Here is a 25,846-nt window from a genome sequence, read left to right on the forward strand (position 1 = left end):
GCGTGAGCTGACATTTCTTTGCAGGGATTTTCGGGAGTTACAGATAGTAGGAGGAAACATGAGAAGAAGGGAACAGAGAGAACATATTTTTAAGCTGCTTTTTATCAGCGAGTTTAATACACAGAAAGAAATGGAAGAGCAGCTGGCTTTATATTTAGCTGATATTGAGAATCTGGAAGAGAGCGACCGGGACTATATCAGCCGCAAATATATGAACATTATGAACCACACAGATGAGCTTGATGAGAAGCTGAACAGCATCAGTATGGGATGGAAGACAAGCCGTATGAACCGTGTTGATCTGACAGTTCTTCGTCTGGCTGTGTATGAGCTTGAATATGAGAAAGAGGAAGTGCCGGTAGGAGTTGCCATCAATGAGGCTGTAGAACTGGCGAAATGCTTCGGTTCTGAAGAGTCCGGTGCATTCGTAAACGGAATCCTTGGAAAGATTGCCAACCCGGATAAGAAGGTTGCTGCAAGAAAGGCATCTTCTAAGAAAGAAGAACAGACCTCTGCAAGACCGAAATCCGGTTTCAAGGTAAAGGATCCTTCCAAAAAGGTGGTAGTTGTCAACCGCAATGTAAGCTCTAGGGCACCGGAAAATAAAAATGAATAATGTCTATTCTGTTGGTCAGGTAAACCGCTATGTGAAGAACATGTTTACCCAGGACTATTTTTTACAGAATATTTATGTAAAGGGAGAGGTATCCAACTGTAAATACCACTCCACAGGACACATCTATTTTACATTAAAGGACGAAGGCGGCACACTGAAATGCGTTATGTTCGCAGGTTCCAGAAAAGGTCTTGCTTTCCGCATGAAAGACGGAGACAAGGTGATAGCCGGGGGCAGAGTAGATGTTTATGAAAGAGATGGCGCATATCAGTTCTATGCGAAGGAGATTACTTTAGAGGGAGCTGGTGCGCTTTATGAAAGATACCTGGCGTTGAAGCAGGAGCTGGAGGATATGGGAATGTTTGCACAGGAGTATAAGCAGCCCATACCGGAATTTGCCCACAGAGTGGGGATTGTCACATCTCCTACAGGTGCTGCGATTCGGGATATTATCAACGTTTCCACCCGAAGAAATCCTTTTATCCAGAGTATTCTTTACCCGGCACTTGTGCAGGGAGAGGGAGCAGCGGCCAGTATTGTACGTGGTATCCGCATGCTGGACGAGGCAGGCGTGGATGTGATCATTGTAGGCCGGGGCGGTGGTTCTATTGAGGAACTATGGGCTTTTAACGAAGAAGAGGTGGCAAGGGCGATTTTTGAGTGCCATACACCTGTAATTTCTGCAGTGGGACATGAGACTGACTTTACCATCGCGGATTTTGTGGCGGATCTTCGTGCCCCTACACCTTCAGCAGCGGCAGAACTCGCCTATTTTGACTGCCGGACTCTTTTGAATTCCATGCAAGGGTATCAGGAACGGCTGGAACGGGCAGTGTGGAATAAAATTGACGTAAACAGGGCAAAACTGGAAAGATATGGAACACGTCTTCAGTATCTGAATCCAGAGAGCCGTCTGCGTGACCGTCAGCAGTATGCGGCAGATGTGCAGGAACGAATCCAGTCTGCCATGGAACAAAAGATAAAAGATAAAAGACACAGACTGTCCCTCTATCTGGAAAGGTTTCACGGTCTTTCTCCTCTTCGGAAGCTGAATCAGGGTTACTCCTACGTCTCTGATAAGGAAGGAAAGACATTGACAAGCGTTTCACAGGTAAAACAAGGGGATGGTCTGCTGATTTATGTTACAGATGGTACAATAGAGGCGTCTGTACAGAATACAAAAGCCAGCAGTTACGGAGCAGATACAGACAGTGAAAAATAAAGTCAGCATGCAGATCGTGCATAGCTAGTAAAAGACTTCTGTGCACAATGTGTGCAGCAATAAAGACGGAGGTGCGGAAGGATGGCTGATGAGAAAAAAGAAGAGAAAACTCTGGAGGAGGCTTTTTCAGAGCTGGATGTTCTGGCGAGAAGGCTGGAAGACCGTGAGACCTCCCTGGAAGATTCATTTCGCCTTTATAAACAGGGAATGGAGCTTCTGAAATATTGTAATGATAAGCTTGATACTGTTGAGAAAAAAATGCTGCAGATGAATGAGGATGGTAGCCTTGGTGAATTTTCAAGATGAATTAAAAAAAAGAACAGAAGAAATTAATAAAGTGATCCAGTCTTATCTTCCGGAAGAGGAAGGTTTTGCGAAGACTATGGCACAGGCAATGAATTACAGTATTCTGGCAGGAGGAAAGCGCCTTCGCCCTATGCTGATCCTGGAAACCTTAAGGCTGTTTGGAGGAGAAGAGAAGCTGGCATATCCTTTTATGGCAGCAATGGAGATGATTCATACCCATTCACTGGTCCATGATGATCTTCCGGCTCTTGATAATGACGATTACCGGAGAGGACGTCTTACTACTCATAAAGTTTATGGGGAAGCTATGGGGGTTCTTAGCGGTGTGGCACTTCTCAATTATGCTTATGAAGTGATGCTTACAGCTTTTGACACGGCAGATACACCAGATTGTCAGGCACATGTGATTCAGGCACTGAAGGTAATGTCCCATAAGACCGGACTTTACGGAATGCTTGGCGGACAGAGTGTGGATGTGGAAAATGACGGCAAGCCTATGAGCCGTGAGATGATTGATTATATTTATGAGAATAAGACTTCTGCACTTATTGAAGCCTCTGTGATGACAGGCGCAATTCTTGGAGGTGCCACGGAAGAAGAGACTGCTATAGTAGAAAAAGCAGCAAAAAATATCGGCCTTGCGTTCCAAATCCAGGATGATATCCTGGATGTGACCAGCACCGAGGAAGAGCTGGGTAAGCCAATTCACAGTGATGAGAAGAACCATAAGACTACTTATGTGACACTTATGGGAATTGAGAAAGCATCACAGCAGGTGAAGAAGCTGTCAGATGAGGCAGTTACTTTGTTTGAAGGACTGAATAAGAAAAATGAATTCCTGTTTACTCTGGTGAACGAGCTGGTGGGACGCAGGAAGTGAAAGAAGGATACAAATGATTCTGGATAAAATAAAAAAGCCCAACGATATTCACAAAATTCCTCTGGCTGAATTTCCGCAGCTGGCAGAAGAAATACGAAGCTTTTTGATTGAATCCGTCAGCAGGACAGGAGGACATCTGGCATCCAATCTTGGAGTGGTAGAACTTACACTGGCACTGCATAATGTACTGGATTTTCCAGATGACAAGCTGATTTGGGATGTAGGCCATCAGGCATACACTCATAAGATCCTCACCGGACGAAAAGGTGAATTTGAGACCCTGCGCAAGGAAGGCGGACTGAGTGGTTTTCCAAAAAGAGGGGAGAGCAATTGCGACTCTTTTGACGCGGGACATAGCTCAGATTCTATTTCTGCAGGCCTTGGTTATGTGCATGCAAGGGATCTTCTTGGAGAGAATTATCATGTGGTTTCTGTGATCGGCGATGGTGCGCTTACAGGCGGTATGGCTTATGAGGCGCTGAATAATGCAGCCGAATTGGATACCAATTTTATAATTGTTTTAAATGACAATAATATGTCAATCTCTCCAAATGTAGGAGGAATGTCAAATTATCTCAGTGCGATCCGTACTGCAGAAGCATACACCGGAATGAAAATGAGCTTGAATAAGGCGGTAAAAAAGATTCCCCGTGTGGGAACCGCTATGGTGGATGCTGTGAGAAGGACGAAAAGCAGCATTAAGCAGCTTTTTATTCCGGGAATGCTCTTTGAAAATATGGGCCTGACCTATCTTGGACCGGTGGACGGGCATAATATGCGCCAGATGATGCGCCTTTTTAATGAGGCAAAGCGTGTGAAGGGACCGGTTGTGGTTCATGTTCTTACAGAAAAGGGACGTGGCTATGAACCTGCAAGACAGAATCCGGATATGTTTCATGGAATCGGACCGTTTGACATCAAGACTGGAAAGCCAACCCAGAAGAAGGTCTGTCCGGGTTATACGGATGTGTTTGCAGATGCTTTGTGCCAGGTGGCAGCAGAAGAAGAGAAGCTGGTTGCCATTACAGCTGCCATGCCTGATGGTACCGGGCTGAAAAAGTTTTCCCAGAGATTTCCAGACCGGTTCTTTGATGTAGGAATTGCAGAAGAGCATGCAGTTTCCTTTGCAGCCGGACTGGCACTTGGCGGAGTAGTCCCGGTGGTTGCCATTTATTCCTCCTTTTTGCAAAGAGCTGTGGATCAGATGCTTCACGATGTGTGCATGCAGAAGCTTCATGTGATCTTTGCAGTGGACAGGGCAGGTCTTGTTGGAGCAGATGGTGAGACACATCAGGGCAATTTTGACATTTCCTATCTCAGCATGATGCCTGGAATGACAGTGATGGCACCGAAGAATGACTGGGAGTTAAAGGAAATGCTTCGCTTTGCTGTGAAAGCGGATGGCCCGGTAGCAATCCGTTACCCAAGAGGTAATGCATATCAGGGGCTGCAGGAATATCAGACAGCTGTGGAGATGGGGAAAAGTGAAGTCCTTCACAGCGGTTGTAAGGTAGCAGTTCTGGCACTTGGAAGCATGGTGGAGATCTGTGCAGAGGTCTGCAGTGAATTACAGAAGGAAGGAATTGATTCTACCTTTGTAAATGTCAGATTTGTAAAGCCATTAGATACAGCTTTGCTGGATCAGCTGGCGCGGAATCACAGCCTGGTGGTAACAGTAGAAGAAAATGTGCAAAATGGTGGCTTTGGACAGCAGTTATGCGGTTATATGGAAGAACATCATCCTGGTATCCAGGTGCTGCCAGTGGCTATTCCGGATCGTTTTGTGCCTCATGGAGGTGTGGACAGTCTTAGGGTACAGCTGGGGCTTAGCGCCAATGCCATTGCAGAGAAGATAAAGAAAATTTCAGGTAACTATTCAGAAGGAATAAGAGAATGAAGAAACGATTGGATATGATGCTGGTGGAGCGCGCTCTTGCACCTTCCAGAGAAAAAGCAAAAGCATATATCATGGCCGGACAGGTTTATGTAGATGGTCAGAAGGAAGATAAAGCAGGCTCCATGTTTACTGAAACGGTGAAAGTGGAAGTCAGAGGAAACACCCTTCCATATGTAAGCCGCGGCGGCCTGAAGCTTGAAAAAGCAATGAATGAATTTGATGTAAGTCTTGAGGGGAAGGTGTGCATGGATGTAGGCGCCTCTACAGGCGGTTTTACAGACTGTATGCTTCAGAATGGCGGTGTGAAGGTATATTCTATTGATGTGGGATATGGCCAGCTGGACTGGAAGCTTCGCAACGACCCAAGAGTTGTGTGCATGGAGAAAACCAACATTCGCTATGTGGTACCGGAGGATATCCAGGAGAAACCTGCATTTTCCTCTATTGATGTTTCCTTTATTTCCCTGACCAAGGTACTGGGACCTGTGAGAAATCTTCTTACAGAGGATGGCGAAATCGTCTGCCTGATAAAACCCCAGTTTGAGGCTGGCAGGGAAAAGGTGGGAAAGAAAGGGGTTGTCCGTGATCCTGCTGTACACGAGGAAGTGATAGAGAAGGTGAGGGATTTCGCCATGAGTATTTCCCTCGAGCCATGCCATCTTTCTTTTTCTCCGATCAAAGGACCAGAGGGAAATATTGAATATCTTCTGCATCTGAAGAAAAGACCGGAGGGAACGGAGGTTCCGGACAGTCTTACTGTGAAAGTGGAGGATGTGGTTGCACAGGCACACGGAGCATTGGATAAACCGGCAGAAAAATAGTATGCAGTTGAATGCTGTTGCTTACAGGGGACAGTAAACAGATACAGGACTTTGGTATGAATAAGTTTTATATTATAACCAACAATGAAAAAGATAAAAATCTGGAATTTACAGACCGGGTAGTGGATTATCTTGGAAAAAGAGGCGGACACTGTGAAGTTCAGCTTGCAGGAAGACAGACTGCAGGTCCGTTCCACTATACGGATCCAAGAAAGATTCCGGAAGAAACACAGTGCATTATCGTACTTGGCGGTGATGGAACCCTTCTTCAGGCTGCCAGAGACATTCAGGCGGCTCACGATAAGAAGCGCAGTCAGATTCCCCTTCTGGGAGTCAATCTTGGAAATCTGGGCTTTCTGGCTGAGGTGGACAGGCAGTCTGTATACCAGGCTCTTGACAAGCTTACGGAGGATGTCTACGAGGTGGAAGAGAGAATGATGCTCTCCGGGACTGTTTACCGGGGAGACAGGGTCATTGGCAAGGATATTGCCTTAAACGACATTGTAATTGCAAGGGAAGGTCCCCTTCGTGTTGTAAGATTTAAAAATTTTGTCAATGACGAATATCTGAACTCTTATAACGCTGATGGAATTATTATTTCCACACCTACAGGTTCGACAGGATACAGCCTTTCTGTTGGCGGTCCTATTGTTTCACCAAGTGGAGAGATGACGATTATGACACCGATCGCGCCACACACTCTGAACAGCCGAAGCATTGTTTTCCCAGCGGAGGATGTGATCACGGTGGAAATGGGAGAGGGACGTCACCAGGATTGTGAAAAAGGACTGGCTTCTTTTGATGGGGATTCTGAAATTCCAATGATCACAGGAGATAAGATTGTGATCCGAAAGGCAGAGGTGAAAACCAGGATTTTGAAGCTGAATCATCTTAGTTTTGTTGAAGTGTTGAGACAAAAAATGAGGGATAGCTGATTTTTATTAATGTATCAGAATACAAATATTATTATAAGTATTGATCATAGTATGGGAATTTTATTGATAATATCATTTTCAGAATGCGTTGCAAAGGTTCATTCAGAGCTTGTTTGAAAAAGGGGTATTGTAAGTGACAGCCTTTTTTAACAGACTTCAGGGCAGAAAATCTTTGCAGGGGAGGTTAAGAAGTGAAATTAGCAAGACATGAGAAAATTATCGAACTGATAAAAGAATATGACATAGATACACAGGAAGAGCTTGCAGCCAGATTGAATGAAGCCGGTTTTAAGGTGACACAGGCTACGGTTTCACGAGATATCCGTGCACTGAAAATGACCAAGGTTGCAGGAAAAGACGGGAAATCCCGCTATGCCATCCTGCAGGATACACAGCCAGGGCTTGGGGACCAGTATACAAGAGTGTTAAATGATGCGGTTGTGTCCATTGAGGTTGGACAGAATCTGGTAGTGATCAAAACAGTTACCGGAATGGCAATGGGAGTTGCCACAGCTCTGGATGCCTTGAAATGGCCGGAAATCCTGGGCTGTATTGCAGGAGATGACACGATTATGTGTGCCTGCAAAAGCTCTGAGCTGGCGGAGGGTGTCATGGAGAAGCTGGGCAGTATTTTGAACAGAAGATAAAAATGGAAACAGTTTGCATGACCGGAATTTTCAATCGGGTTTCAGAGCTGACTGAGAACATAAAGTGGATCGGGCAGGAATTTCCTGCTCGATTGTTACTATCTGAAGGGCATGTGTGGCTTTGAAGCATAGCGTTGCCTGACATTACATATGGGCTTTAGAGCGTGTTTGAAAAAGGCTTTCTGCAAGATGTGCGTCACAATTTGTGGGAGATTTCGCCCGGATGAGGGCGCCGTAGTGGGCTACGGCAACCGAATTCGGGTGAAATCTCCCGCAAAGTGGGGCGTGCAGATTGCGGGAATGATTTTTCAAACACGCTCTAGGCCTGTTTATAAGGGTATGAGAAAAGAGTAAGGAGTTACTGTCCATTTGAATATACAGTAACGTAAGGAGGTCAACCTTGTTAGTACATTTACACGTAAAAAACCTTGCACTCATAGATGAAATTGAAGTGGAATTCGGACCAGGGCTGAATATCCTCACCGGTGAGACTGGTGCCGGTAAGTCCATTCTTCTCGGTTCCATGCAGCTGATCCTGGGAGGAAAGACATCCAGAAGCATGATCAGGGAAAATGCGCCCTATGCACTGGTAGAGCTTTTATTTCAGGTTGAAAATACGAAAGCAAAAGAAGCACTTGCCGCACTTGATATTTATCCGGAGGACGGACAGATCCTCATGTCAAGAAAAATCATGGACGGCAGGAGCATTAATAAGATAAATGGGGAGACAAGCACTGTCAGCCAGATGAAGGCCGCTGCAGCCTGTCTTCTTGACATTCACGGGCAGCATGAGCACCAGTCCCTTCTCTATGAGGAGAAACAGCTGGAAATCCTGGACGCTTATGGCCGTGAGAAAATCTTTCCGGAAAAAGAGAAGGTGAAAGCTGCCTATCAGGAATATAAGAAATGTCAGGCAGAACTGAAATCCCTTGATATGGACGAAGAGCAGAAGAATCGGGAAATGGCTTTTCTGGAATTTGAGATCAATGAGATTGAGAAAGCATCTCTGGTTCCAGGAGAAGACGAAGAATTGGAAAAGCAATATCGAAAGCTCTCCAATGGACGCAGAATTATCGATTCCCTGCAAAGTGCCCATGCCCTTACCGGATATGATGGACAGGGAGCTGGGGAAGCAGTGGGAGAGGCTCTTCGGGAGCTTTCCAGAGTGACAGAGTACGATGATCAGCTGGAATCCCTTTCCCAGACCTTAAGCGAAGTGGACGGACTTCTCAATGATTTTAACAGGGAGCTGTCCTCCTATATGGATGACATGACTTTTGATGAATCCGTATTTTATGAGACAGAGCGCCGCCTGGATCTGCTCAATGGTCTGAAAGCCAAATACGGTCAGCGTATCGAAGAAATCCAGGAATACCAGAAAAAACAGCAGGAAAAGCTGAACAAACTTCAGAAGTATGAAGAAATTTTCGAGGCTTCCAGGGAAGAACTGAAAAAGGCAGAAAAAAAGCTGGAAGTGGCCTGCAGCCGTCTTTCGGAAATTCGTAAAGAATACAGCCATCAGCTGGAGAAAAAGGTAATCCAGGGATTAAAAGACTTAAATTTCCTGGATGTACAGTTTGCCATCACGTTTTCCAGAAGAAGCAGTTTTACAGAGAATGGTTATGATGAAATCCAGTATGAAATTTCCACAAATCCGGGAGAAAGTCTGAAGCCCCTTGGTAAAATCGTATCCGGTGGTGAGCTTTCCAGAATTATGCTTGCACTGAAGGCAATCCTGGCAGACCGTGACCAGATCGAAACATTGATTTTTGATGAAATAGATACGGGAATCAGTGGACGTACTGCTCAGAAGGTTTCTGAGAAAATGGCAGTGATCGGGCATCATCATCAGGTGCTCTGCATTACCCATCTTCCCCAGATCGCAGCCATGGCAGATTCCCATTTTGAGATCGAGAAGCAGGTTGAAGGCACCAAGACCACCACTCAGATCCATCCCCTTGATGAAGAAGCCTCCATCCGCGAACTGGCCCGTCTTCTTGGGGGTGCCCAGATCACTGGCGCTGTGCTGGAAAATGCAAGGGAGATGAAAAAACTGGCCAGGGAGTGCAAGGCATAATTCCTTTTTGTAGATTGAGAAAATGAGTTTTCAAACATGTAAGTTGAAATCCTCTGTGAGACAGGCTCCTGTCTGACAGGGGATTTCTGAGTATATCAGAAGCTTTTTCAGGCAGGCTCCGGAGCGAGTCTGAAAAATCATTCCCGCAATCTGCACGCCCCACTTTGCGGTATATTTTGCCCGAATTCAGTTGCCGTAGTCCGCTACGGCGCCCTCATCCGGGCAAAATCTCCCACAAATCGTGACGCACATCTTGCAGAAAGCCTTTTTCAGACACGCTCCAGCATGTTTTCAATAAAAATTCCATACCCACTTGCCGCATCCTGGACAAAAACGTGGGTTACCGCACCGATTACTTTTCCATTTTGCAGGATGGGACTGCCTGACATGCCCTGGACAATGCCGCCGGTGGTGTTAAGAAGCCGCTGATCGGTGATATGGATGACGAAACTTTTGTTAGTGTCCTCGTGGTTCATGTCGATTCTGGTGATTTCTGCATCGTATTCTTTTACTCCATTACCTACATCACACAGAATGGAAGCCGGACCGGTCTGTACTTCCTGTTTGTAGCCGATTTTCATCTGGCGGAGGGAAATTGGCAGAGAATCATTTCCGGAAAAACTGTCTGCAAAATCCCAGAAAGAAGTTTTGGACTGGTTAAAGCTTTCAGAAGCATTGACCGTATCATCTGAAGCAGAAGCTGCGGCCTGGAGCTCTGTAATATTATTGCCAGAACTGCTGGTGAAACTGCCGTAAATTCCATTTGAACTATTTACACGAATCTGTCCGATCACATTGTCATTTCTGTAACGGATCAGCCCGGAAAGTTCTCCGGGACTTCCTTTTTCCCCTTTTTGCACTCCGAGAATCTGGGCACAGTAAAGATTTCCTCCCTTTATTGACAAAAGATTTCCTGTGTCGATATCGCTGATTCCATGGCCAAGAGCACCGAAATTTCCGTCTTTTGTTACATAGGTAAGGGTTCCGATTCCCTGGGTGTCATCCCGGACCCAGATTCCAAGCTTGTACTTTCCGGAAGCATCCTGTGCCGGGGAGAGAGAGACCGGAATGGTACTGTTATTTCTTCGCACGCTTACCGTAACAGGCTTTCCATCAATAGTTTCCAGATCGTTAATTAAATCCTGCTTGCAGGATATTTTCTGCTCATTTAGTGCAACAATATAATCGCCAGGCTTTAAAATATTTTTTGCCGGATCCTGCATCTGCCCATTTTTAGAAAGGATTTCTCCGGTGTCGATCACAAGAACTCCGTCTGTTTCCATGTAAATCCCCACTGTGCTGCCGCTGACCAGAATGGTGTCTGCCTCTGTTGGTTTCACTTTAATATTCTTGAAAGCTATTTTTCCAAAAAGTCTGCAAGGCAGTTGGTAGCTGCCTTCCCCGGAAGTAGTGATTGTATCTCCGAAAGATACAAAAGGAAGATTGGAAATCTGGGAAAGGTCAAGTCCTGAATTTTTGTCAATGTGTATTTCATCCGGAATTTTCCGGTCCAGATAACGATATCCCAGAAATACCATTGTCAGAAGGTCAAGGACAAGACAGAGCAGGATAAAATGTTTGTATTTTCGTTTCTGGTACATGTTTTCACATCCTTTTCTTTTGTTTTTTACTGTGCTGGTACAGCAAATATTAAGTAACCGCTATAGTGACTTGTCTGATTTTTCATATACTGTGTCAATATAGCAGAAACTTAATTTTCACTGTACTAGTATGGAGAAAAATCATGATTTCACTCTTGTATTTTTATGAACCTGTTCCATATCTTTCAATCATAAAACGCGAAAAAAATAAACTGTGTTAAATTGAGAGTCGGTGTAAAACGCTGTCTTAATATAAAAATCCCCTCAGAAAAAACGAAATTATTGTCGTTAAAAGACGCAAAAAAGCTCGAAACTAATCGAACGAAAATGCAGTAAAAACGGCAGTTTCGGCTTGATTTCCCCATGGCAGTTCCACTATAATAGACGTTGTTACAGCAAAGGAAAATTTTTCTGAAAAATGTGCAAGAGCAAACAGGGCCCTGCTGTTTTGTACAGGTGATAGGAAGATATTGGGAAGAAAAACGCGTTTGCTTCCTGATATCAGAAATATAGCAACTTTCCGGCTGTGGATTGCCGGAGAATTTTCAAAATAGTAGAAGGAGAATGGCCTCATGGAAAAATTGAATGTGGCAATTGCGGACGATAATGAGAAAATGGTGGAGGTACTGAGTAAGATCATTGATCAGGACGAAGAACTGAAACTGGTTGGAAAAGCACATAATGGAGAAGAAATCTGTAACATCATAAAGGAAAAACAGCCTGACGTGGTTGTACTGGATATTATCATGCCAAAAGTAGACGGACTTTCAGTGATGGAGCGCTTCAGTCACGATGAAAATTTGAAAAAAGTGCCGTCATTTATTGTGGTTTCGGCAGTGGGACAGGAGCGGATCACAGAGGACGCTTTTGATCTTGGAGCAGATTATTTTATGCTGAAGCCTTTTGACAACAAAATGCTGCTGAACCGAATCAAACACATCCGCCGGGCGGGAGAGAGACGCGTCAGGGAAATGAACCGTCCAAGACAAAAGGAAGAGGAAAATACTTACAATTCAGGAAATCTGGAAACGGATGTGACAGATATCATACATGAAATCGGAGTACCTGCACATATTAAAGGTTATCAGTATCTGCGGGATGCTATTATTTTATCCGTAAATGACATGGAAATGCTGAATTCTATTACAAAAATTTTATACCCAACCATAGCCAAACGCCATCAGACAACGCCAAGCCGCGTGGAGCGGGCTATCCGACATGCCATTGAAGTTGCATGGAGCCGTGGAAAAATGGATACCATTGACCAGCTGTTTGGCTATACAGTGAGCAATGGGAAAGGAAAACCTACCAATTCCGAGTTTATTGCACTGATTGCTGACAAAATCAGACTGGAATATAAAAATCGTTCTTTCCAATGAGCCGAATTTGGGGTATAATAAAAGACAGAAGCAGGTTACTGGCACTAAGTGGCAGTAATGCTATTTGCTATTACTAAGGAGGGTTTTTTGGATGAAAAGAATTCTTTTTGCAACATCAGAGGCAGTGCCTTTCATTAAGACCGGAGGATTGGCTGATGTAGCCGGCTCACTGCCGAAATGCTTTGATAAACGTTATTTTGATATTCGCGTGATCTTACCGAAATATGCCTGCATGAAGCAGGAATGGAAAGATAAAATGGAATATGTCACACACTTCTACATGGATCTTGGATACAAAAACTGTTATGTAGGTATTCTTCAGATGGAGTATGATGGCATTAAGTTCTACTTTATAGATAATGAGTATTATTTCAGTGGACCGAAGCCATATGACAGTGCTCCGTGGGATCTGGAGAAATTTGCATTCTTCTCCAAGGCAGTGCTTTCCGTACTTCCGGTAATTGATTTCCGCCCGGACATTATTCACTGCCATGACTGGCAGACAGGTCTTGTTCCGGTTTATCTGCACGACAGCTTCCAGCAGAATCAGTTCTTCTGGGGAATTAAGACCATCATGACCATACATAACCTGAAATTCCAGGGTGTATATGATGTGAAGACGATCAAGGAGCTTACAGGACTTTCCGATTACTATTTTACACCGGATAAGCTGGAAGCATACAAGGATGGCAACTTCCTGAAGGGTGGTATTGTATTTGCAGATGCTGTTACTACAGTAAGTAATACATATGCAGATGAGATCAAGACACCGTTCTATGGCGAAGGTCTGGACGGACTGCTCCGTGCACGCTCCAACAGTCTGCGTGGTATTGTAAATGGTATTGATTATAATGATTTTAATCCGGAGACAGATATTAATCTGTCAGCTCGTTATAATGCTACCACCTTCCGTAAGGAGAAGGTTAAGAATAAGATCCAGCTACAGAAAGATTTAGGACTTGAGCAGGATCCGAAGGCTATGATGATCGGTATTGTTTCCCGTCTGACAGATCAGAAGGGATTTGACCTGATCGCTTATATCATGGACGAGCTTTGTCAGGATAGTGTACAGATTGTAGCTCTTGGCACAGGAGATGAGCGCTATGAGAATATGTTCCGTCACTTTGACTGGAAATATCATGGCAAGGTTTCTGCACAGATTTATTACGATGAGAGCATGTCTCACAGAATCTATGCAGCTTCTGATGCATTTCTGATGCCGTCATTGTTTGAGCCATGCGGTCTGAGCCAGCTGATGAGCCTTCGTTATGGTACTCTTCCAATCGTCAGAGAGACAGGTGGTCTGAAGGATACGGTAGAGCCTTACAATGAATTCGAAGGAACCGGAACCGGATTTTCATTCAGCAATTACAATGCACATGAGATGCTTTCCACGATCCGCTATGCAGAGCACATTTACTATGACAAGAAGCGCGAATGGAATAAGATGGTAGACCGGGCTATGGCAAAGGATTTCTCATGGAGTAATTCCGCACGCCAGTATGAAGAGATGTACAACTGGCTGATCGGGGAATAATGATTCTGTAAGAAATATGCCATTTAAAGTACGGATATAGATATATATGGTACATAATATATACGGTACATAATAAGATGAAATTCGGACATACTACTTTCTGTAAAGTGTCCGCCTCAGGATACAGGAGAGATTAATTTTCTCCTGTATTTTGTATATATGGACATTTGAAGGCTGTCGAAAACAAAGGTTTCATACTGTTGGTTTTCGCTACAGAAATATTTTAGTTACTGTTCACTGGTAACATTCCGCGAGGCGTTTTTTGTGAACGTAGTTCACAGAAAACCCGAGAAGTGCGGCGCGAAATCATGCAAATGCATGATTTCTGTGCATCGCGAAGCGCGTTGCTGTGAACGGAGTGAACAGTAACATATTTTAACAGGAGGCAGGTCATATGAACCAAATTTCAGAACTGGATCTACAGAATTTACGTCACCTGATCGGCGGATTTGACACCACCCATTGTAAAATGGAGGAGTATGCAAGTAAGGCTACCGATGCCCAGGTAAAACAGTTTTTCCAGAAGTCTGCCCAGTCGGCAGTGGACTGCAAAAATCAGCTTATGCAGTATTTACAGTAGGAGGTGCCGCAGATGAATGAAAAAGTGATGGTAGCAGATACCCTTGCCGGAATTAACGGTGAACTGACCCGTTATGGGGAGATGATCCCTCAGACAGAGAATCCTCAGCTGAAACAAACCTTAAAACAGATGAGAAATCAGTGCGAGATGTCCCAGGAGGAGATTTACCAGATTGCCCGTGCAAGAGGCTATTATGTGCCGGCAGCTCAGGCAACAAGGGAAGAAGTGGATCATGTCAGAAGCGTGCTTAGCCAGGGATAAGAGGGGCTAGTGTTACTGGTCACGGAGTGAACAGTAATGGGATAGTAAATAACATCCGGATTGCAGGAAATAATTCTTGTAATTCCGGATGTTTTGCTATATAGTAGAATTACTGACAGGAAAACGACAATATAAAAGTCGTATACGATTCATTTCAAAATTTACCGGAGTTTTGTCTGTCTCCGGGTATACAAGAATTTCACACCCGTATTCCGGGATGCTTCCACCGGTGAAAATAACTTTACAGTTCGTTTGGCTTAACATGAAAAATAAAATTTTTATATGGCGAGTAGGGGCTTGACAAGTGAACTGATTTAAGATAGTATGTACTACAGAGAAACGAACATAGGTTCGTATTACGCAAGCAAGAAGATCCTGGCTGCTGTTCACTGGTAATGTTCCGCGAGGTGTTTTTGTGAACAAAGTTCACAGAAAACCCGAGAATTGCGGCGCGAAATCATGCTTTGCATGATTTCTGTGCATCGCGAAGCGCGTTACTGTGAACGGAGTGAACAGTAACAGATCCTGGCTGCTGTTCACGGATAAGGTTCTGCCAGGTGCCTTTTGTGAATGGTAACAGGTTATACAGTCCGGTTAATGATTACAGAAATTACTACGGACTTGTCTGATTATTAAGAATAGGAGATCGGAATAATGATAAATGAAGAGAAGAAGAAAGCGCTGGAAGCGGCTCTTGGACATATTGAGAAGCAATATGGCAAGGGCTCTGTAATGAAACTGGGTGAGTCCAGTGCCAATATGCAGGTGGAGACTGTTCCTACCGGTTCCCTGAGCCTTGACATTGCACTTGGGGTAGGCGGTGTGCCGAAGGGACGTATTATAGAAATCTACGGACCAGAGTCCAGTGGTAAGACCACTGTTGCATTACATATGGTAGCCGAGGTTCAGAAAAGAGGCGGAATTGCCGGTTTTATCGATGCCGAGCATGCTCTTGACCCTGTATATGCGAAGAACATCGGCGTAGATATTGATAATCTTTACATTTCCCAGCCGGATAATGGTGAGCAGGCTCTGGAGATTACAGAGACCATGGTTCGTTCCGGTGCAGTTGACATTATCATCGTGGATTCCGTTGCAGCTCTGGTTCCCAAGGCAGAGATTGATGGTGACATGGGAGACAGTCATGTAGGTTTGCAGGCACGTCTGATGTCACAGGCACTTCGTAAGCTGACCGCTATTATCAGTAAGTCTAACTGCGTTGTGATCTTTATCAACCAGCTCCGTGAGAAGGTTGGTGTTATGTTTGGTAACCCGGAGACAACTACTGGTGGACGTGCCCTTAAGTTCTATTCATCCATACGTCTTGATGTACGCCGTGTAGAGACATTGAAACAGGGCGGCGAGATGGTTGGAAACCACACCAGGATCAAGGTTGTTAAGAATAAGGTTGCTCCGCCATTTAAGCAGGCTGAGTTTGATATTATGTTTGGTACCGGCATCTCCAAGGAAGGGGATATCCTTGATCTTGCTGCTGAGAATTCCATTGTGAATAAGAGCGGTGCATGGTATGCATACGAAGGAAATAAGATCGGCCAGGGACGTGAGAATGCCAAGCTGTTCCTGAAAGAGCATCCGGACATCTGCGATGAGATTGAACGCAAGGTTCGTATCCATTATCACCTTCTTCCAGGTGAGGAGGAAGAGCAGCAGGATGTGAAGCAAGAAGAAACTACACCAGAATCTGACGCTCCGGCAGCAGAAGAGGAATAAAATATGGCGGTTACACCTGAAGAGCAAAAGAATGCCAGAAGAAAGGCAATGCTTCTTCTGGAGCATATGGACCGTACAGAGAAAGGCCTGTCTGACCGGCTGCGTCAGGCAGGCTTTTCAGCAGAAGCCACAGAGGATGCCATGAACTATGTGCGTTCCTATGGGTATCTGAACGATTACCGCTATGCCATGAATTATATTTCCTTCCGCATGGGAAACAAAAGCCGTCAGAAGATTCTCCAGGAGCTTTCAGGGAAAGGAATTGACCGCGAGACTGCCCTTGCAGCCTGGGAAGAGGCAGCAGAGATTGAAGAGCCAGATGAACTGGCCATTCTCCGAACTACAGTAGAGAAAAAGTGTCAGCCTGGTACTGCCCTGGACGAGAAGGGGATGCGCCGCCTCCAGGGATTTCTTCTTCGAAGAGGTTTTTCCTATGGAGATATTTCCCACGTGCTGGAAGACATGAATATTACCTGTGAGAGAAGCTATTGATAAATTGCCGGATTCTTTCTGTGCATCGCGAAGCGTGTTACTGGTCGCGGAGTGAACAGTAACGCTAGACGTTTCTTTGGAAATTTAAATTTTGTTTTTGTGTAGAAAAACTTGACATAATTCTAAAAAAAAGATAAACTTGTATTGTTGTGATTGCACAATGAAAACTAAATATTGAGGAGGTGCTCCTGTGACAACAATTATTGTTGCAGTTGTCGCTGTAGTAGCCACTCTACTGATTGCAGTTCCTATTACTAGTAAAGTTTCTGTGGATAACAAAGTTAAGAAAGACGCAGAAACGATTGGGTCAGCTGAAGAAAAGGCCAGAGGCATCATTGATGAAGCCTTAAAAGCGGCCGAAACAAAGAAACGTGAAACTTTATTGGAAGTAAAGGAAGAATCTCTCCGTACAAAGAACGAACTGGAGAAGGAAACCAAGGAACGTAGAAACGAACTGCAGAAATATGAGAAGCGTGTCTTATCGAAGGAAGAAACCGTTGATAAGAAAGCTGAAGCAGTTGAGAAGCGCGAGGCAGAGTGCACAGCGAGATTTGCTGAATTGCAGAAGAAAGAAAAGAGAGTAGATGAACTCGAGCTGAAAGGAGTACAGGAACTGGAACGTGTTTCCGGTCTGACCTCCGAACAGGCAAAAGAAGAATTGCTCAGATCTGTGGAAGACGATGTTAAAGTTGATGTTGCCAGACTTTACAAGGAACTTGAGAGCCAGGCGAAGGAAGAGGCAGGAAAGAAAGCCAAGGAATATGTGGTAAATGCCATTCAGAAATGTGCGGTAGACCATGTTGCCGAGACTACTATTTCCGTAGTGCAGCTTCCAAGCGATGAGATGAAGGGACGTATTATCGGACGTGAGGGACGTAATATTCGTACTATGGAGACCCTGACAGGTGTAGACCTTATCATTGATGATACTCCTGAAGCAGTAGTTCTCTCATCATTTGATCCTATCAGACGTGAAGTGGCAAGAGTAGCACTTGAGAAACTGATCGTAGATGGACGTATCCATCCGGCCAGAATCGAGGAAATGGTTGAGAAGGCACAGAAAGAAGTTGAAACTCAGATCCGCGAGGATGGCGAGAATGCAGCTATGGATGTTGGAGTTCATGGTATTCATCCAGAGCTTCTGAAACTTCTTGGACGTATGAAATTCCGTTCAAGTTATGGACAGAATGCGCTGAAGCATTCTATTGAAGTAGCACAGCTTTCCGGTCTGCTTGCCGGTGAAATTGGTGTAGACGTGCGCATGGCGAAACGTGCCGGTCTGCTTCATGATATCGGTAAATCTATTGACCATGAAGTTGAGGGATCCCATATTGAGATTGGTGTAAACCTTTGTAAGAAATATAAGGAATCACCTATTGTGATCAATGCGGTAGCAGCACACCACGGTGATGTGGAGCCAGAGAGCCTTATTGCCTGTATCGTGCAGGCAGCAGATGCGATTTCCGCGGCGCGTCCAGGCGCCAGAAGAGAGACACTGGAGACTTATACCAACAGACTGAAGCAGCTTGAGGATATTACCAATCAGTTCAAGGGGGTTGAGAAATCCTTTGCAATCCAGGCTGGTAGAGAAATCCGTGTTATGGTAGTTCCTGAGCATGTGAATGATTCTGAGATGGTACTTCTCGCAAGAGACATAGCGAAGCAGATTGAGGCTGAGCTTGAGTATCCGGGTCAGATCAAAGTCAATGTGATCCGCGAGAGCAGAGCTGTTGATTATGCCAAATAATCGGAGTTAATTTACATTAAGAAATATTAAGAAACCGCTTCCGCATTTTTCATACTATATGAAGGATGCGGAGGCGGTTTTTATTATGAAAGTCCCGGACGGCAGCCATGAACGAGCTATGCTTGCATGGGCTGATTCATGGAAAATCAAAAAGAATTTTTTTATGTAATTCATAATCAAATCATCGCTTGCGTACAATGGTACAGGGTGAATATATGGAAAATTTACTCAGTATCAAAAAGAAAAGTTTTTTTCCAGGACTGACTTTGCTGCTTGCAGGATTTCTTGCAGGAATGCTGATCCCGAACTTTATATACCGTTTTTCCTGGAAGCAGCAGGCATTTTCCGCAGTGTACCTTTTGGAAACCTATGGGAAAACAGAAGCAGGAGGAATCGATTATCTTTTGCAGATTCTCTGGATGCGCGGTGGGATTTTTTTCCTTTCTCTAATCTGTGGTTTTACTGTATTTGGAGTCCCTATGGCAATTATGGCGATGCTTTTTACCGGAATTGGACTGGGAATCGTATTTTCCATGTCTATTCTGCAGTTCGGACTTACCGGAGGCGCAGTTGCCGTAGCACTTCTTTTTCCGCATTATCTGATCTATCTGCCATTATGGGATTCGGTGTATCAGATGGTCTACAGGGAATCTATGGGAATCTGGCGCAATCATGGAATTTTTCCACAGAAAGTAAGCGCTTATCTCCTGAAAGTGCTCTTATATACAGCTTTATACGGTGTGGGAATTCTTTTGGAATGGCGTGTAAATCCATGGATTTTAAACAAAATTCTGGATTTTTCGAAATTTTTTGAATGAGAATAATATGAAAAATACAAGATATAGTATTGGTTACCATAAAAGCGACGTTATTTTGTAAAATGGGCAAAAAAAGCTTGTTTTTATACGATTTTTGGCCGAAAAAAAGGTTTGATTTTATGTCAATTACAAAGTATAATACAAATACATTTTAAGATCAGTTATTGTGGGGAGGTAGCCCGTTCCTGCAATAAAGCGTGAAAGAGCAAATGCAATGGACAATAGGAATTCCGGGCGAAATCTCCCACAAATTGTGACGCACATCTTACAGAAAGCCTTTTTCAAACACGCTCCAGAATCTTTTTCAAACATGGTCTAAAGCAGTATGATCGTGGACTATATGAAATGAATTTATAACAAAAGAGACAGGAAGTAAACAATATGGAACAGGAAATACGCGAGTTTATTGAATACTTACATAATACGAAAAAAACATCCCAGAATACAGAGGTTTCCTATCAGCGGGATCTGAACAAGATGGCTGCATACCTGGAAATGAAGGGGATTATGAAAGCGGAAGATGTCCGTGAATTTGATCTTATGGGATACATGGATTATATGGAGAAAGAGAACTTCGCGTCATCCACTATTTCAAGAAGTGTTGCTTCCATGCGTGCTTTTTTTCAACACATGTTTGCACTTAGGAAGATGGAAGAGAACCCCACAGATAATCTGAAATCTCCAAAGGTAGAGAAGAAACTTCCGGAGATTCTCAGTATTCAGGAAGTTGACGATCTTTTGAAGCAGCCAGATCTGACTACGCCTAAGGGAATTCGGGATAAGGCTATGTTAGAGCTTTTATATGCCACTGGTATGCGTGTCAGCGAACTGATCCATCTGGAGACCACAGATGTAAACCTTCAGCTTGGCTATGTGGTTTGTCAGGAGAATAAAGAGCGTATCATTCCGATTGGAAATGTAAGCAAGGAAGCGTTGAATCTTTATCTTGAAGAGGGACGTAAGGTATTTGTGAAAGATGATTCAGAGCATGCGCTGTTCACAAATTGCTCCGGTAAGGCCATGAGCCGTCAGGGATTCTGGAAAATGCTGAAAGGCTATGCCCAGGAGGCTGGAATTCACAGAGATATTACGCCACATACATTGAGACATTCTTTTGCAGTACATATGCTGCAGAATGGAGCAGACATCCGAAGCGTCCAGGAAATGCTGGGACATTCCGATATTTCTACGACTCAGGTATATTTAAGCATGAATATTAACCGGATGCGAGATGTGTATATGAAAGCACATCCAAGACATTGAGAAGAGCGAATAAGATGATAACTGTCCATGGGAGAGACCTGTGGGCAGTTTTTTATGTAATAGGAAATTCCGTTGGAATTTCCTATTACATAAAAAGCCCTACCGGGCAGGATCGCACTGCGGCGGAAAGGTAGTTGTCGCTCGAGGCGACCCGCCGCAGGCGGAGAAGCCTGCAAGCAGGATTCTTTTTTATGTAATGAAAATTCTGCAAAGTAAGATTCTTTCTTGTATTATAAAAATGTTTGACCGAAAATTCTATCGAAAGATATTAGAGCGTGTCTGAAAAATCTCCCGCATTCCGAAATCAGAATACAGGAGATAAATAAATTTTATTTCTGAAAATATACCGCAAAGTGGGGCGTGTAGATTGCGGAAATGATTTTTCAAACAGGCGCTAGCACATCTCAGCGATTGTATAAAGCAGCTTCTCAGATTCTTCCCATCCAAGACAAGCATCTGTAATGGATTTACCATATACATGGTTTGGTCCGATCTTCTGATTGCCTGGCTCAATGTAGCTTTCGATCATAAGACCCTTTACCAGCCCACGAACATCAGAATCAACCTGACGGCTGTGAAGAACTTCTTTGGCAATACGGATCTGCTGCTCATACTGCTTGTTGGAGTTGGAATGGTTGGTATCCACGATGGTAGCCATATTCTTCAGGTTCTTAGCGGAATATTTCTCGAAAAGAAGACGAAGATCTTCGTAATGGTAATTAGGAATAGCCTCTCCGTGTTTGTTTACAGCACCACGAAGAATGGTATGTGTCAACTCATTCCCTGTAGTTTCAACTTCCCATCCCCTGTAGATAAATGTATGGCTGCCCTGAGCTGCAACAACAGAGTTCAGCATAACACTGAAGTCACCACTTGTAGGATTCTTCATTCCCGCCGGAACATCCATACCGCTGACAGTGAGACGGTGCTGCTGATCCTCAACAGAACGTGCTCCTACAGCAACATAGGAAAGAAGATCGGAAAGGTAACGCCAGTTCTCAGGGTAAAGCATCTCGTCCGCACAGGTAAATCCGCTCTCTTCAATAGCACGGATGTGCATTTTTCGGATGGCAACAAGACCGGCAAGCATATTAGGTTTTTTCTCCGGATCTGGCTGATGAACCATTCCTTTATAACCCTCTCCGGTAGTACGGGGTTTATTTGTATAAACACGAGGAATGATTAAAACTTTATCCGCAATCTTGTCCTGAACTTTGCGAAGTCTCAGCAGATAGTCGCATACAGCATCTTCATTATCTGCAGAACAGGGACCAATGATTGCAAGAAATTTATCGGATTTTCCAGTGAATACGTCACGGATTTCCTGATCACGTTTCTCTTTCAGTGCCTTGATCTTTGCATCAATGGGATATTGGTTGCGGATCTCGTCGGGGGTTGGAAGCTTTTTGATGAATTCAAATCCCATGGTATTTTCTCCTTTTATCGGCAAAATTTATTTTCGATTCAATATTATAGACTATGATGGAAAAAATGTCGATAGGCAAATTGCGGGAATGATTTTTCAAACACGCTCCAGTCTGTTTAGATAAATGAAATGAAGCAAGGTGAGAATCAGTTGGGAAAGGAGCATTCCGTAAAAATATCCACGGATTCCAAGCACAGGAATGGAAAAGAAAACAAATCCAATTCGGATACACACTCCTGCAATATTGTGAAAAAGGCAGGCATCCGGGCGCCCGAGACCGTTCAGAATACTTTCCAGTGCAGTATTTGTATAAAGAAAAGGGCAGATAAAAGCCAGCGTCCTTATGTAAATCCCCGCAGTTTCACTGTGAAAAAGAAAATTTCCCAGTGATTTTCCGAAAATAAAGAAAAAGAATGTACAGAAGCCTCCGAAGAAAAAGCAGTTTTCGCAGGTGCGGCGGATCACATGACGGATTTTTTTTTCATGACCGAGGGCCTGTAAACCAGCCACAGAAGGCATCAGCATAACAGAGGCAGAATTTGTCAGTGTCGCCGGGAAAAGAATCAGCGGCAGCGCCATTCCGGTAAAAATTCCGTACACAGACAGGGAATCAGTCCGATTTATTCCAGCCAGAAGCAGTCTTTGGGGAATAAGAACCATTTCGATGCCAGAGAGTAAGGTAAGCAGCAGCCGGTTGACAGAGTGGGGAACTGCAATCTGGGCGATTTCTTTTATAAGAGCATTTATGGAAGTGGCAGTATTGTTTTTGACAGAAGCTGGTTGTATATGTGAAATATATTTTACAGCAGAAGATGAATTTCTGTGAGCACCTTTGCTCATACAGAAAAATACTCGTAAAATACGTCGAAGCAGTCCGGTGACTGGTTTGTAATTTTCCCTGGAAAAATCCAGTCCAAGCGCCAGCATACATGCTGCAGTGGCTGTAAGCTCACTGAAAAGTGCACCTCCGGCCGCTATTACAGGGGTAATCTCTTTTTTCTGGGAAATCAGAATCAGGTAGATCACGTAAGTGCTGCCGATCCGGGAAGTCTGCTCAAGAAGCAGGATAAAAGCTGGAATTCCAGTCGTTTTTCTGGCATAATAAAAGCTGTTTACGCATGAATGCAAGGCTGCAAAAGGAAAACTAAAGGCAAGAATACGAAGCAGAACCGTAGTACGCGGCTCTTTTAACAAAGCAGAAGCCACAAAATCTGCATTCCAATAGACCAGAAAAGATAAAAGTCCGCAAAGTGCCATCGAAAGAAATGTTCCAAGAAGCAGTGCATCTCTGGACTCTTTTTCTTTTCCAAGGGCAGTGAAAGAGGCACACAGCCTGGAAATAGCAGCCTGAATGCCCATACAGCAGGTTGCCAGTACGATTGCGTGAACCGGAAGCGTAAGCTGGTAAATTCCCACTCCCTGTGCACCAATAGTATGAGATAAGAATATTCTATAGAAGAAACCCATCAGGCGGCTTACAAGACCTGTAAGAGTAAGAATCAGGGTTCCTTTGATAAAAAGTTTGTCAGACATAAGAATCCGCCTATCCACTTCATCCTTTTAGTTAGTTTATGCTGTAAATGTGCCTTGACAGAACTGTTATTATCTGGTAAAGTGGGATAGAAATCCAAGCGAAATACTAGGAAATAGAAAAGTACCTAAGGAGATAGATGAAATAACCCTTTCCCGGGAGTCTTTCATATCGAATTGATACCAATAAACCAGGAGGAAGAAAAATGGGAAAAATGATATATCTGGATAATGCGGCTACTACCAAGACCGCTCCGGAAGTAGTAGAAGCAATGCTTCCTTATTTTACCGAAATGTATGGAAATCCATCCAGCATTTACGACTTCGCATCCAAGAGCAAAGAAGGCGTCAGCAAGGCAAGAGGCCAGATCGCAGATGCACTTGGTGCCAAGAAAGAAGAAATCTATTTCACAGCTGGCGGATCAGAGGCTGATAACTGGGCACTGAAAGCCACCTTTGAAGCATATAAATCCAAAGGAAACCACATCATCACAACCAAAATCGAGCATCATGCAATCCTTCACACCTGCGAATACCTTGAGAAAGAGCGCGGAGCGAAGATCACATATCTTGATGTAGATGAGAATGGTATTGTGAAGCTTGACGAGCTTGAGAAAGCTATTACACCAGAGACGATTCTGATTTCTGTTATGTTTGCGAACAATGAGATCGGATCTATCCAGCCGATCAAGGAAATCGGTGCAATTGCCAAAGAGCATGGCATCCTTTTCCACACAGATGCAGTACAGGCTTTTGGACAGGTGCCGATCAATGTAGATGAGTTAGGAATTGATATGCTCAGCTCCAGTGGACATAAGCTGAATGGACCGAAGGGAATCGGTTTCCTTTACATCCGCAAGGGTGTTAAGATACGTTCCTTTGTACATGGTGGAGCGCAGGAGAGAAAGCGCCGCGCAGGTACAGAGAATGTTCCTGGAATCGTAGGTTACGGCGTTGCTGCAGATCGTGCAGTCCGCACTATGAAAGAACGTACAGACAAAGAGATTCAGGTAAGAGATCATTTCATTGAAAGAATCCTGAAAGAGATTCCGTATGTGAAATTAAATGGTGACCGCACCAAACGTCTTCCGAATAATGTAAATGTAAGCTTCCAGTTCATCGAAGGAGAGTCCATGTTGCTTATGCTTGACAATTATGGCATCTGTGCATCCAGCGGTTCCGCCTGCACATCAGGCTCCCTGGATCCGTCCCATGTACTTCTGGCTATCGGACTCCCACATGAGATTGCACATGGTTCCCTGCGTATGACCTTAAGCGAGGAGACTACCATGGAAGATGCTGATTTTGTAGTAGATAAGCTGAAAGAAATCGTAGCTTACCTGCGATCAATGTCTCCATTATATGAAGATTTTATAAAAAAACAGTAACTGTTCAGTACCTTCACAGTTACACGCTTCGCGATGCACAGAAATCATGCTTTGCATGATTTCGCGCCAACATTCTCGGGTTTTCTGTGAACTACGTTCACAAAAAACACCTCGCGGAATAGTGCCTGCTGAATAGTTAAAAAAAATAAAAAATTTGATTAAAACACTTGCCAGGAGGAAAAAAAGATGTATAGTGAGAAAGTAATGGATCATTTCCAGCATCCACGTAATGTTGGAGAAATAGAGAATGCAAGCGGTGTCGGTACAGTAGGAAATGCCAAATGCGGCGATATTATGAGAATTTTCCTGGATATCGATGACGAGACACATATTATCAGAGACTGCAAATTCAAAACCTTCGGCTGCGGTGCCGCAGTAGCAACCAGCAGTATGGCTACTGAGATGGTAAAAGGTAAAACTATTGAGGAAGCCATGAAGCTTACCAACAAGGCTGTTATGGAGGCTCTTGACGGACTTCCGCCAGTGAAAGTACACTGTTCTCTTCTTGCAGAGGAGGCTGTACATGCTGCACTGTGGGATTACGCACAGAAGCATCACATTGAGATCGAAGGTCTGAAGAAACCGAAGTCTGACATTCACGAGGGTGAAGAGGCAGAGGAAGAAGAGTATTAATAGTTACTGCGAACTGCAGTAATTATAAAGTGTCGTCATCGATACAAAAGAATAATATT

25 protein-coding genes and 4 pseudogenes are annotated in these 25,846 nt (G+C 44.1%); 23 read left to right on the forward strand and 6 right to left on the reverse strand.

Features of this window, described 5'->3' with window-relative positions; all coding sequences use genetic code 11:
* Positions 1 to 58 precede the first annotated feature (58 nt).
* The 8 genes from nusB to argR all read left to right on the forward strand — a co-directional run bounded on the left by nusB (position 59) and on the right by argR (position 7,324).
* On the forward strand, positions 59 to 616 hold the full coding sequence (gene nusB / locus AB5Z12_RS04620; protein ID WP_118581025.1) for a transcription antitermination factor NusB: 558 nt from the start codon (positions 59 to 61) through the stop codon (positions 614 to 616).
* Positions 609 to 1,838: an exodeoxyribonuclease VII large subunit gene (xseA, locus tag AB5Z12_RS04625; RefSeq protein WP_118581022.1), complete on the forward strand. Its 1,230-nt coding sequence runs from the start codon at positions 609 to 611 to the stop codon at positions 1,836 to 1,838. Before nusB ends, xseA begins: the two co-directional genes overlap by 8 nt.
* 81 nt (positions 1,839 to 1,919) lie before the next feature.
* The gene (xseB, locus tag AB5Z12_RS04630; RefSeq protein WP_270431862.1) at positions 1,920 to 2,144 is read left to right on the forward strand and encodes an exodeoxyribonuclease VII small subunit; all 225 of its coding nucleotides are present in this window, start codon (positions 1,920 to 1,922) and stop codon (positions 2,142 to 2,144) included.
* The gene (locus AB5Z12_RS04635) at positions 2,128 to 3,024 is read left to right on the forward strand and encodes a polyprenyl synthetase family protein (RefSeq protein ID WP_118581017.1); all 897 of its coding nucleotides are present in this window, start codon (positions 2,128 to 2,130) and stop codon (positions 3,022 to 3,024) included. The genes xseB and AB5Z12_RS04635 overlap by 17 nt, the downstream gene beginning before the upstream one ends.
* Before the next feature lie 13 nt (positions 3,025 to 3,037).
* On the forward strand, positions 3,038 to 4,921 hold the full coding sequence (dxs, locus tag AB5Z12_RS04640) for a 1-deoxy-D-xylulose-5-phosphate synthase (protein ID WP_368357278.1): 1,884 nt from the start codon (positions 3,038 to 3,040) through the stop codon (positions 4,919 to 4,921).
* Positions 4,918 to 5,742, forward strand: coding sequence for a TlyA family RNA methyltransferase (locus AB5Z12_RS04645; protein ID WP_118581011.1), 825 nt, complete (start codon positions 4,918 to 4,920; stop codon positions 5,740 to 5,742). Before dxs ends, AB5Z12_RS04645 begins: the two co-directional genes overlap by 4 nt.
* A gap of 56 nt (positions 5,743 to 5,798) precedes the next feature.
* Entirely contained in the window at positions 5,799 to 6,677 is an 879-nt protein-coding gene (locus AB5Z12_RS04650) for an NAD(+)/NADH kinase (protein WP_148462519.1), read from the forward strand.
* A 191-nt stretch (positions 6,678 to 6,868) separates the two neighbouring features.
* Entirely contained in the window at positions 6,869 to 7,324 is a 456-nt protein-coding gene (gene argR / locus AB5Z12_RS04655; RefSeq protein WP_118581008.1) for an arginine repressor, read from the forward strand.
* Between the two features lie 144 nt (positions 7,325 to 7,468).
* On the opposite strand, the pseudogene AB5Z12_RS04660 reads toward argR, so the two are convergent.
* Positions 7,469 to 7,576, reverse strand: a pseudogene (locus tag AB5Z12_RS04660) (DUF6783 domain-containing protein); the annotation flags it as partial.
* Here AB5Z12_RS04660 and AB5Z12_RS04665 point away from each other — a divergent pair.
* Entirely contained in the window at positions 7,526 to 7,678 is a 153-nt protein-coding gene (locus AB5Z12_RS04665) for a DUF6783 domain-containing protein (protein ID WP_347708387.1), read from the forward strand. The pseudogene AB5Z12_RS04660 and the gene AB5Z12_RS04665 sit on opposite strands and share 51 nt — an antisense overlap.
* A 46-nt stretch (positions 7,679 to 7,724) precedes the next feature.
* Entirely contained in the window at positions 7,725 to 9,401 is a 1,677-nt protein-coding gene (recN, locus tag AB5Z12_RS04670) for a DNA repair protein RecN (RefSeq protein ID WP_187565772.1), read from the forward strand.
* Positions 9,402 to 9,431: 30 nt separating this feature from the next.
* Here recN and AB5Z12_RS04675 read toward each other — a convergent pair.
* Positions 9,432 to 9,614, reverse strand: a pseudogene (locus AB5Z12_RS04675) (DUF6783 domain-containing protein); the annotation flags it as partial.
* Here AB5Z12_RS04675 and AB5Z12_RS04680 point away from each other — a divergent pair.
* A pseudogene (locus AB5Z12_RS04680) lies at positions 9,591 to 9,641 on the forward strand (DUF6783 domain-containing protein); the annotation flags it as partial. The pseudogenes AB5Z12_RS04675 and AB5Z12_RS04680 overlap by 24 nt on opposite strands.
* A gap of 29 nt (positions 9,642 to 9,670) precedes the next feature.
* Here the strand turns inward: AB5Z12_RS04680 and AB5Z12_RS04685 are convergent.
* Entirely contained in the window at positions 9,671 to 11,002 is a 1,332-nt protein-coding gene (locus AB5Z12_RS04685) for a SpoIVB peptidase S55 domain-containing protein (RefSeq protein ID WP_226855487.1), read from the reverse strand.
* A 572-nt stretch (positions 11,003 to 11,574) separates the two neighbouring features.
* Here AB5Z12_RS04685 and spo0A point away from each other — a divergent pair.
* The 8 genes from spo0A (at position 11,575) to AB5Z12_RS04725 (ending at position 19,547) form a co-directional block, all read left to right on the forward strand.
* Entirely contained in the window at positions 11,575 to 12,381 is an 807-nt protein-coding gene (gene spo0A, locus AB5Z12_RS04690; protein ID WP_118580999.1) for a sporulation transcription factor Spo0A, read from the forward strand.
* A gap of 91 nt (positions 12,382 to 12,472) precedes the next feature.
* Complete coding sequence (gene glgA, locus AB5Z12_RS04695) at positions 12,473 to 13,918, forward strand: glycogen synthase GlgA (protein ID WP_118580996.1); 1,446 nt, start codon at positions 12,473 to 12,475, stop codon at positions 13,916 to 13,918.
* Positions 13,919 to 14,312: 394 nt separating this feature from the next.
* A complete protein-coding gene (locus tag AB5Z12_RS04700) occupies positions 14,313 to 14,498 on the forward strand; it encodes a hypothetical protein (protein WP_148462515.1) in 186 nt (61 codons plus the stop codon).
* 12 nt (positions 14,499 to 14,510) lie between these two features.
* Positions 14,511 to 14,759: a spore coat protein gene (locus tag AB5Z12_RS04705; protein WP_118580993.1), complete on the forward strand. Its 249-nt coding sequence runs from the start codon at positions 14,511 to 14,513 to the stop codon at positions 14,757 to 14,759.
* Between the two features lie 654 nt (positions 14,760 to 15,413).
* Entirely contained in the window at positions 15,414 to 16,490 is a 1,077-nt protein-coding gene (recA, locus tag AB5Z12_RS04710; RefSeq protein WP_118580990.1) for a recombinase RecA, read from the forward strand.
* A 3-nt stretch (positions 16,491 to 16,493) separates the two neighbouring features.
* On the forward strand, positions 16,494 to 16,982 hold the full coding sequence (locus tag AB5Z12_RS04715; RefSeq protein WP_195409229.1) for a regulatory protein RecX: 489 nt from the start codon (positions 16,494 to 16,496) through the stop codon (positions 16,980 to 16,982).
* 190 nt (positions 16,983 to 17,172) lie between these two features.
* Positions 17,173 to 18,729 carry a ribonuclease Y gene (rny, locus tag AB5Z12_RS04720; protein WP_118580984.1) on the forward strand — a complete coding sequence of 519 codons (1,557 nt, stop codon included), beginning with the start codon at positions 17,173 to 17,175 and terminating at the stop codon, positions 18,727 to 18,729.
* A 215-nt stretch (positions 18,730 to 18,944) separates the two neighbouring features.
* Positions 18,945 to 19,547 carry a stage II sporulation protein M gene (locus AB5Z12_RS04725; RefSeq protein ID WP_173773253.1) on the forward strand — a complete coding sequence of 201 codons (603 nt, stop codon included), beginning with the start codon at positions 18,945 to 18,947 and terminating at the stop codon, positions 19,545 to 19,547.
* Positions 19,548 to 19,673: 126 nt separating this feature from the next.
* Here AB5Z12_RS04725 and AB5Z12_RS04730 read toward each other — a convergent pair whose 3' ends face one another.
* Complete coding sequence (locus tag AB5Z12_RS04730) at positions 19,674 to 19,832, reverse strand: DUF6783 domain-containing protein (protein ID WP_368072541.1); 159 nt, start codon at positions 19,830 to 19,832, stop codon at positions 19,674 to 19,676.
* On the opposite strand from AB5Z12_RS04730, the pseudogene AB5Z12_RS04735 reads away from it, so the two are divergent.
* Positions 19,791 to 19,904, forward strand: a pseudogene (locus AB5Z12_RS04735) (DUF6783 domain-containing protein); the annotation flags it as partial. The gene AB5Z12_RS04730 and the pseudogene AB5Z12_RS04735 sit on opposite strands and share 42 nt — an antisense overlap.
* Before the next feature lie 24 nt (positions 19,905 to 19,928).
* Entirely contained in the window at positions 19,929 to 20,810 is an 882-nt protein-coding gene (xerD, locus tag AB5Z12_RS04740; RefSeq protein WP_173718393.1) for a site-specific tyrosine recombinase XerD, read from the forward strand.
* Positions 20,811 to 21,204: 394 nt separating this feature from the next.
* Here xerD and AB5Z12_RS04745 read toward each other — a convergent pair whose 3' ends face one another.
* On the reverse strand, positions 21,205 to 22,236 hold the full coding sequence (locus tag AB5Z12_RS04745; protein ID WP_118580970.1) for a 3-deoxy-7-phosphoheptulonate synthase: 1,032 nt from the start codon (positions 22,234 to 22,236) through the stop codon (positions 21,205 to 21,207).
* 96 nt (positions 22,237 to 22,332) lie between these two features.
* Complete coding sequence (locus AB5Z12_RS04750) at positions 22,333 to 23,769, reverse strand: MATE family efflux transporter (RefSeq protein WP_270413939.1); 1,437 nt, start codon at positions 23,767 to 23,769, stop codon at positions 22,333 to 22,335.
* A 203-nt stretch (positions 23,770 to 23,972) separates the two neighbouring features.
* On the opposite strand from AB5Z12_RS04750, the gene nifS reads away from it, so the two are divergent.
* Entirely contained in the window at positions 23,973 to 25,154 is a 1,182-nt protein-coding gene (gene nifS / locus AB5Z12_RS04755; RefSeq protein ID WP_226815045.1) for a cysteine desulfurase NifS, read from the forward strand.
* Between the two features lie 186 nt (positions 25,155 to 25,340).
* Positions 25,341 to 25,787, forward strand: coding sequence for a Fe-S cluster assembly scaffold protein NifU (nifU, locus tag AB5Z12_RS04760; protein WP_118580961.1), 447 nt, complete (start codon positions 25,341 to 25,343; stop codon positions 25,785 to 25,787).
* Positions 25,788 to 25,846 lie beyond the last annotated feature (59 nt).

It is taken from the genome of Ruminococcus sp. RTP21358st1_G6_RTP21358_211008 (assembly GCF_040908885.1).
GTDB classification, from domain to species: Bacteria; Bacillota; Clostridia; order Lachnospirales; family Lachnospiraceae; genus Blautia_A; species Blautia_A faecis.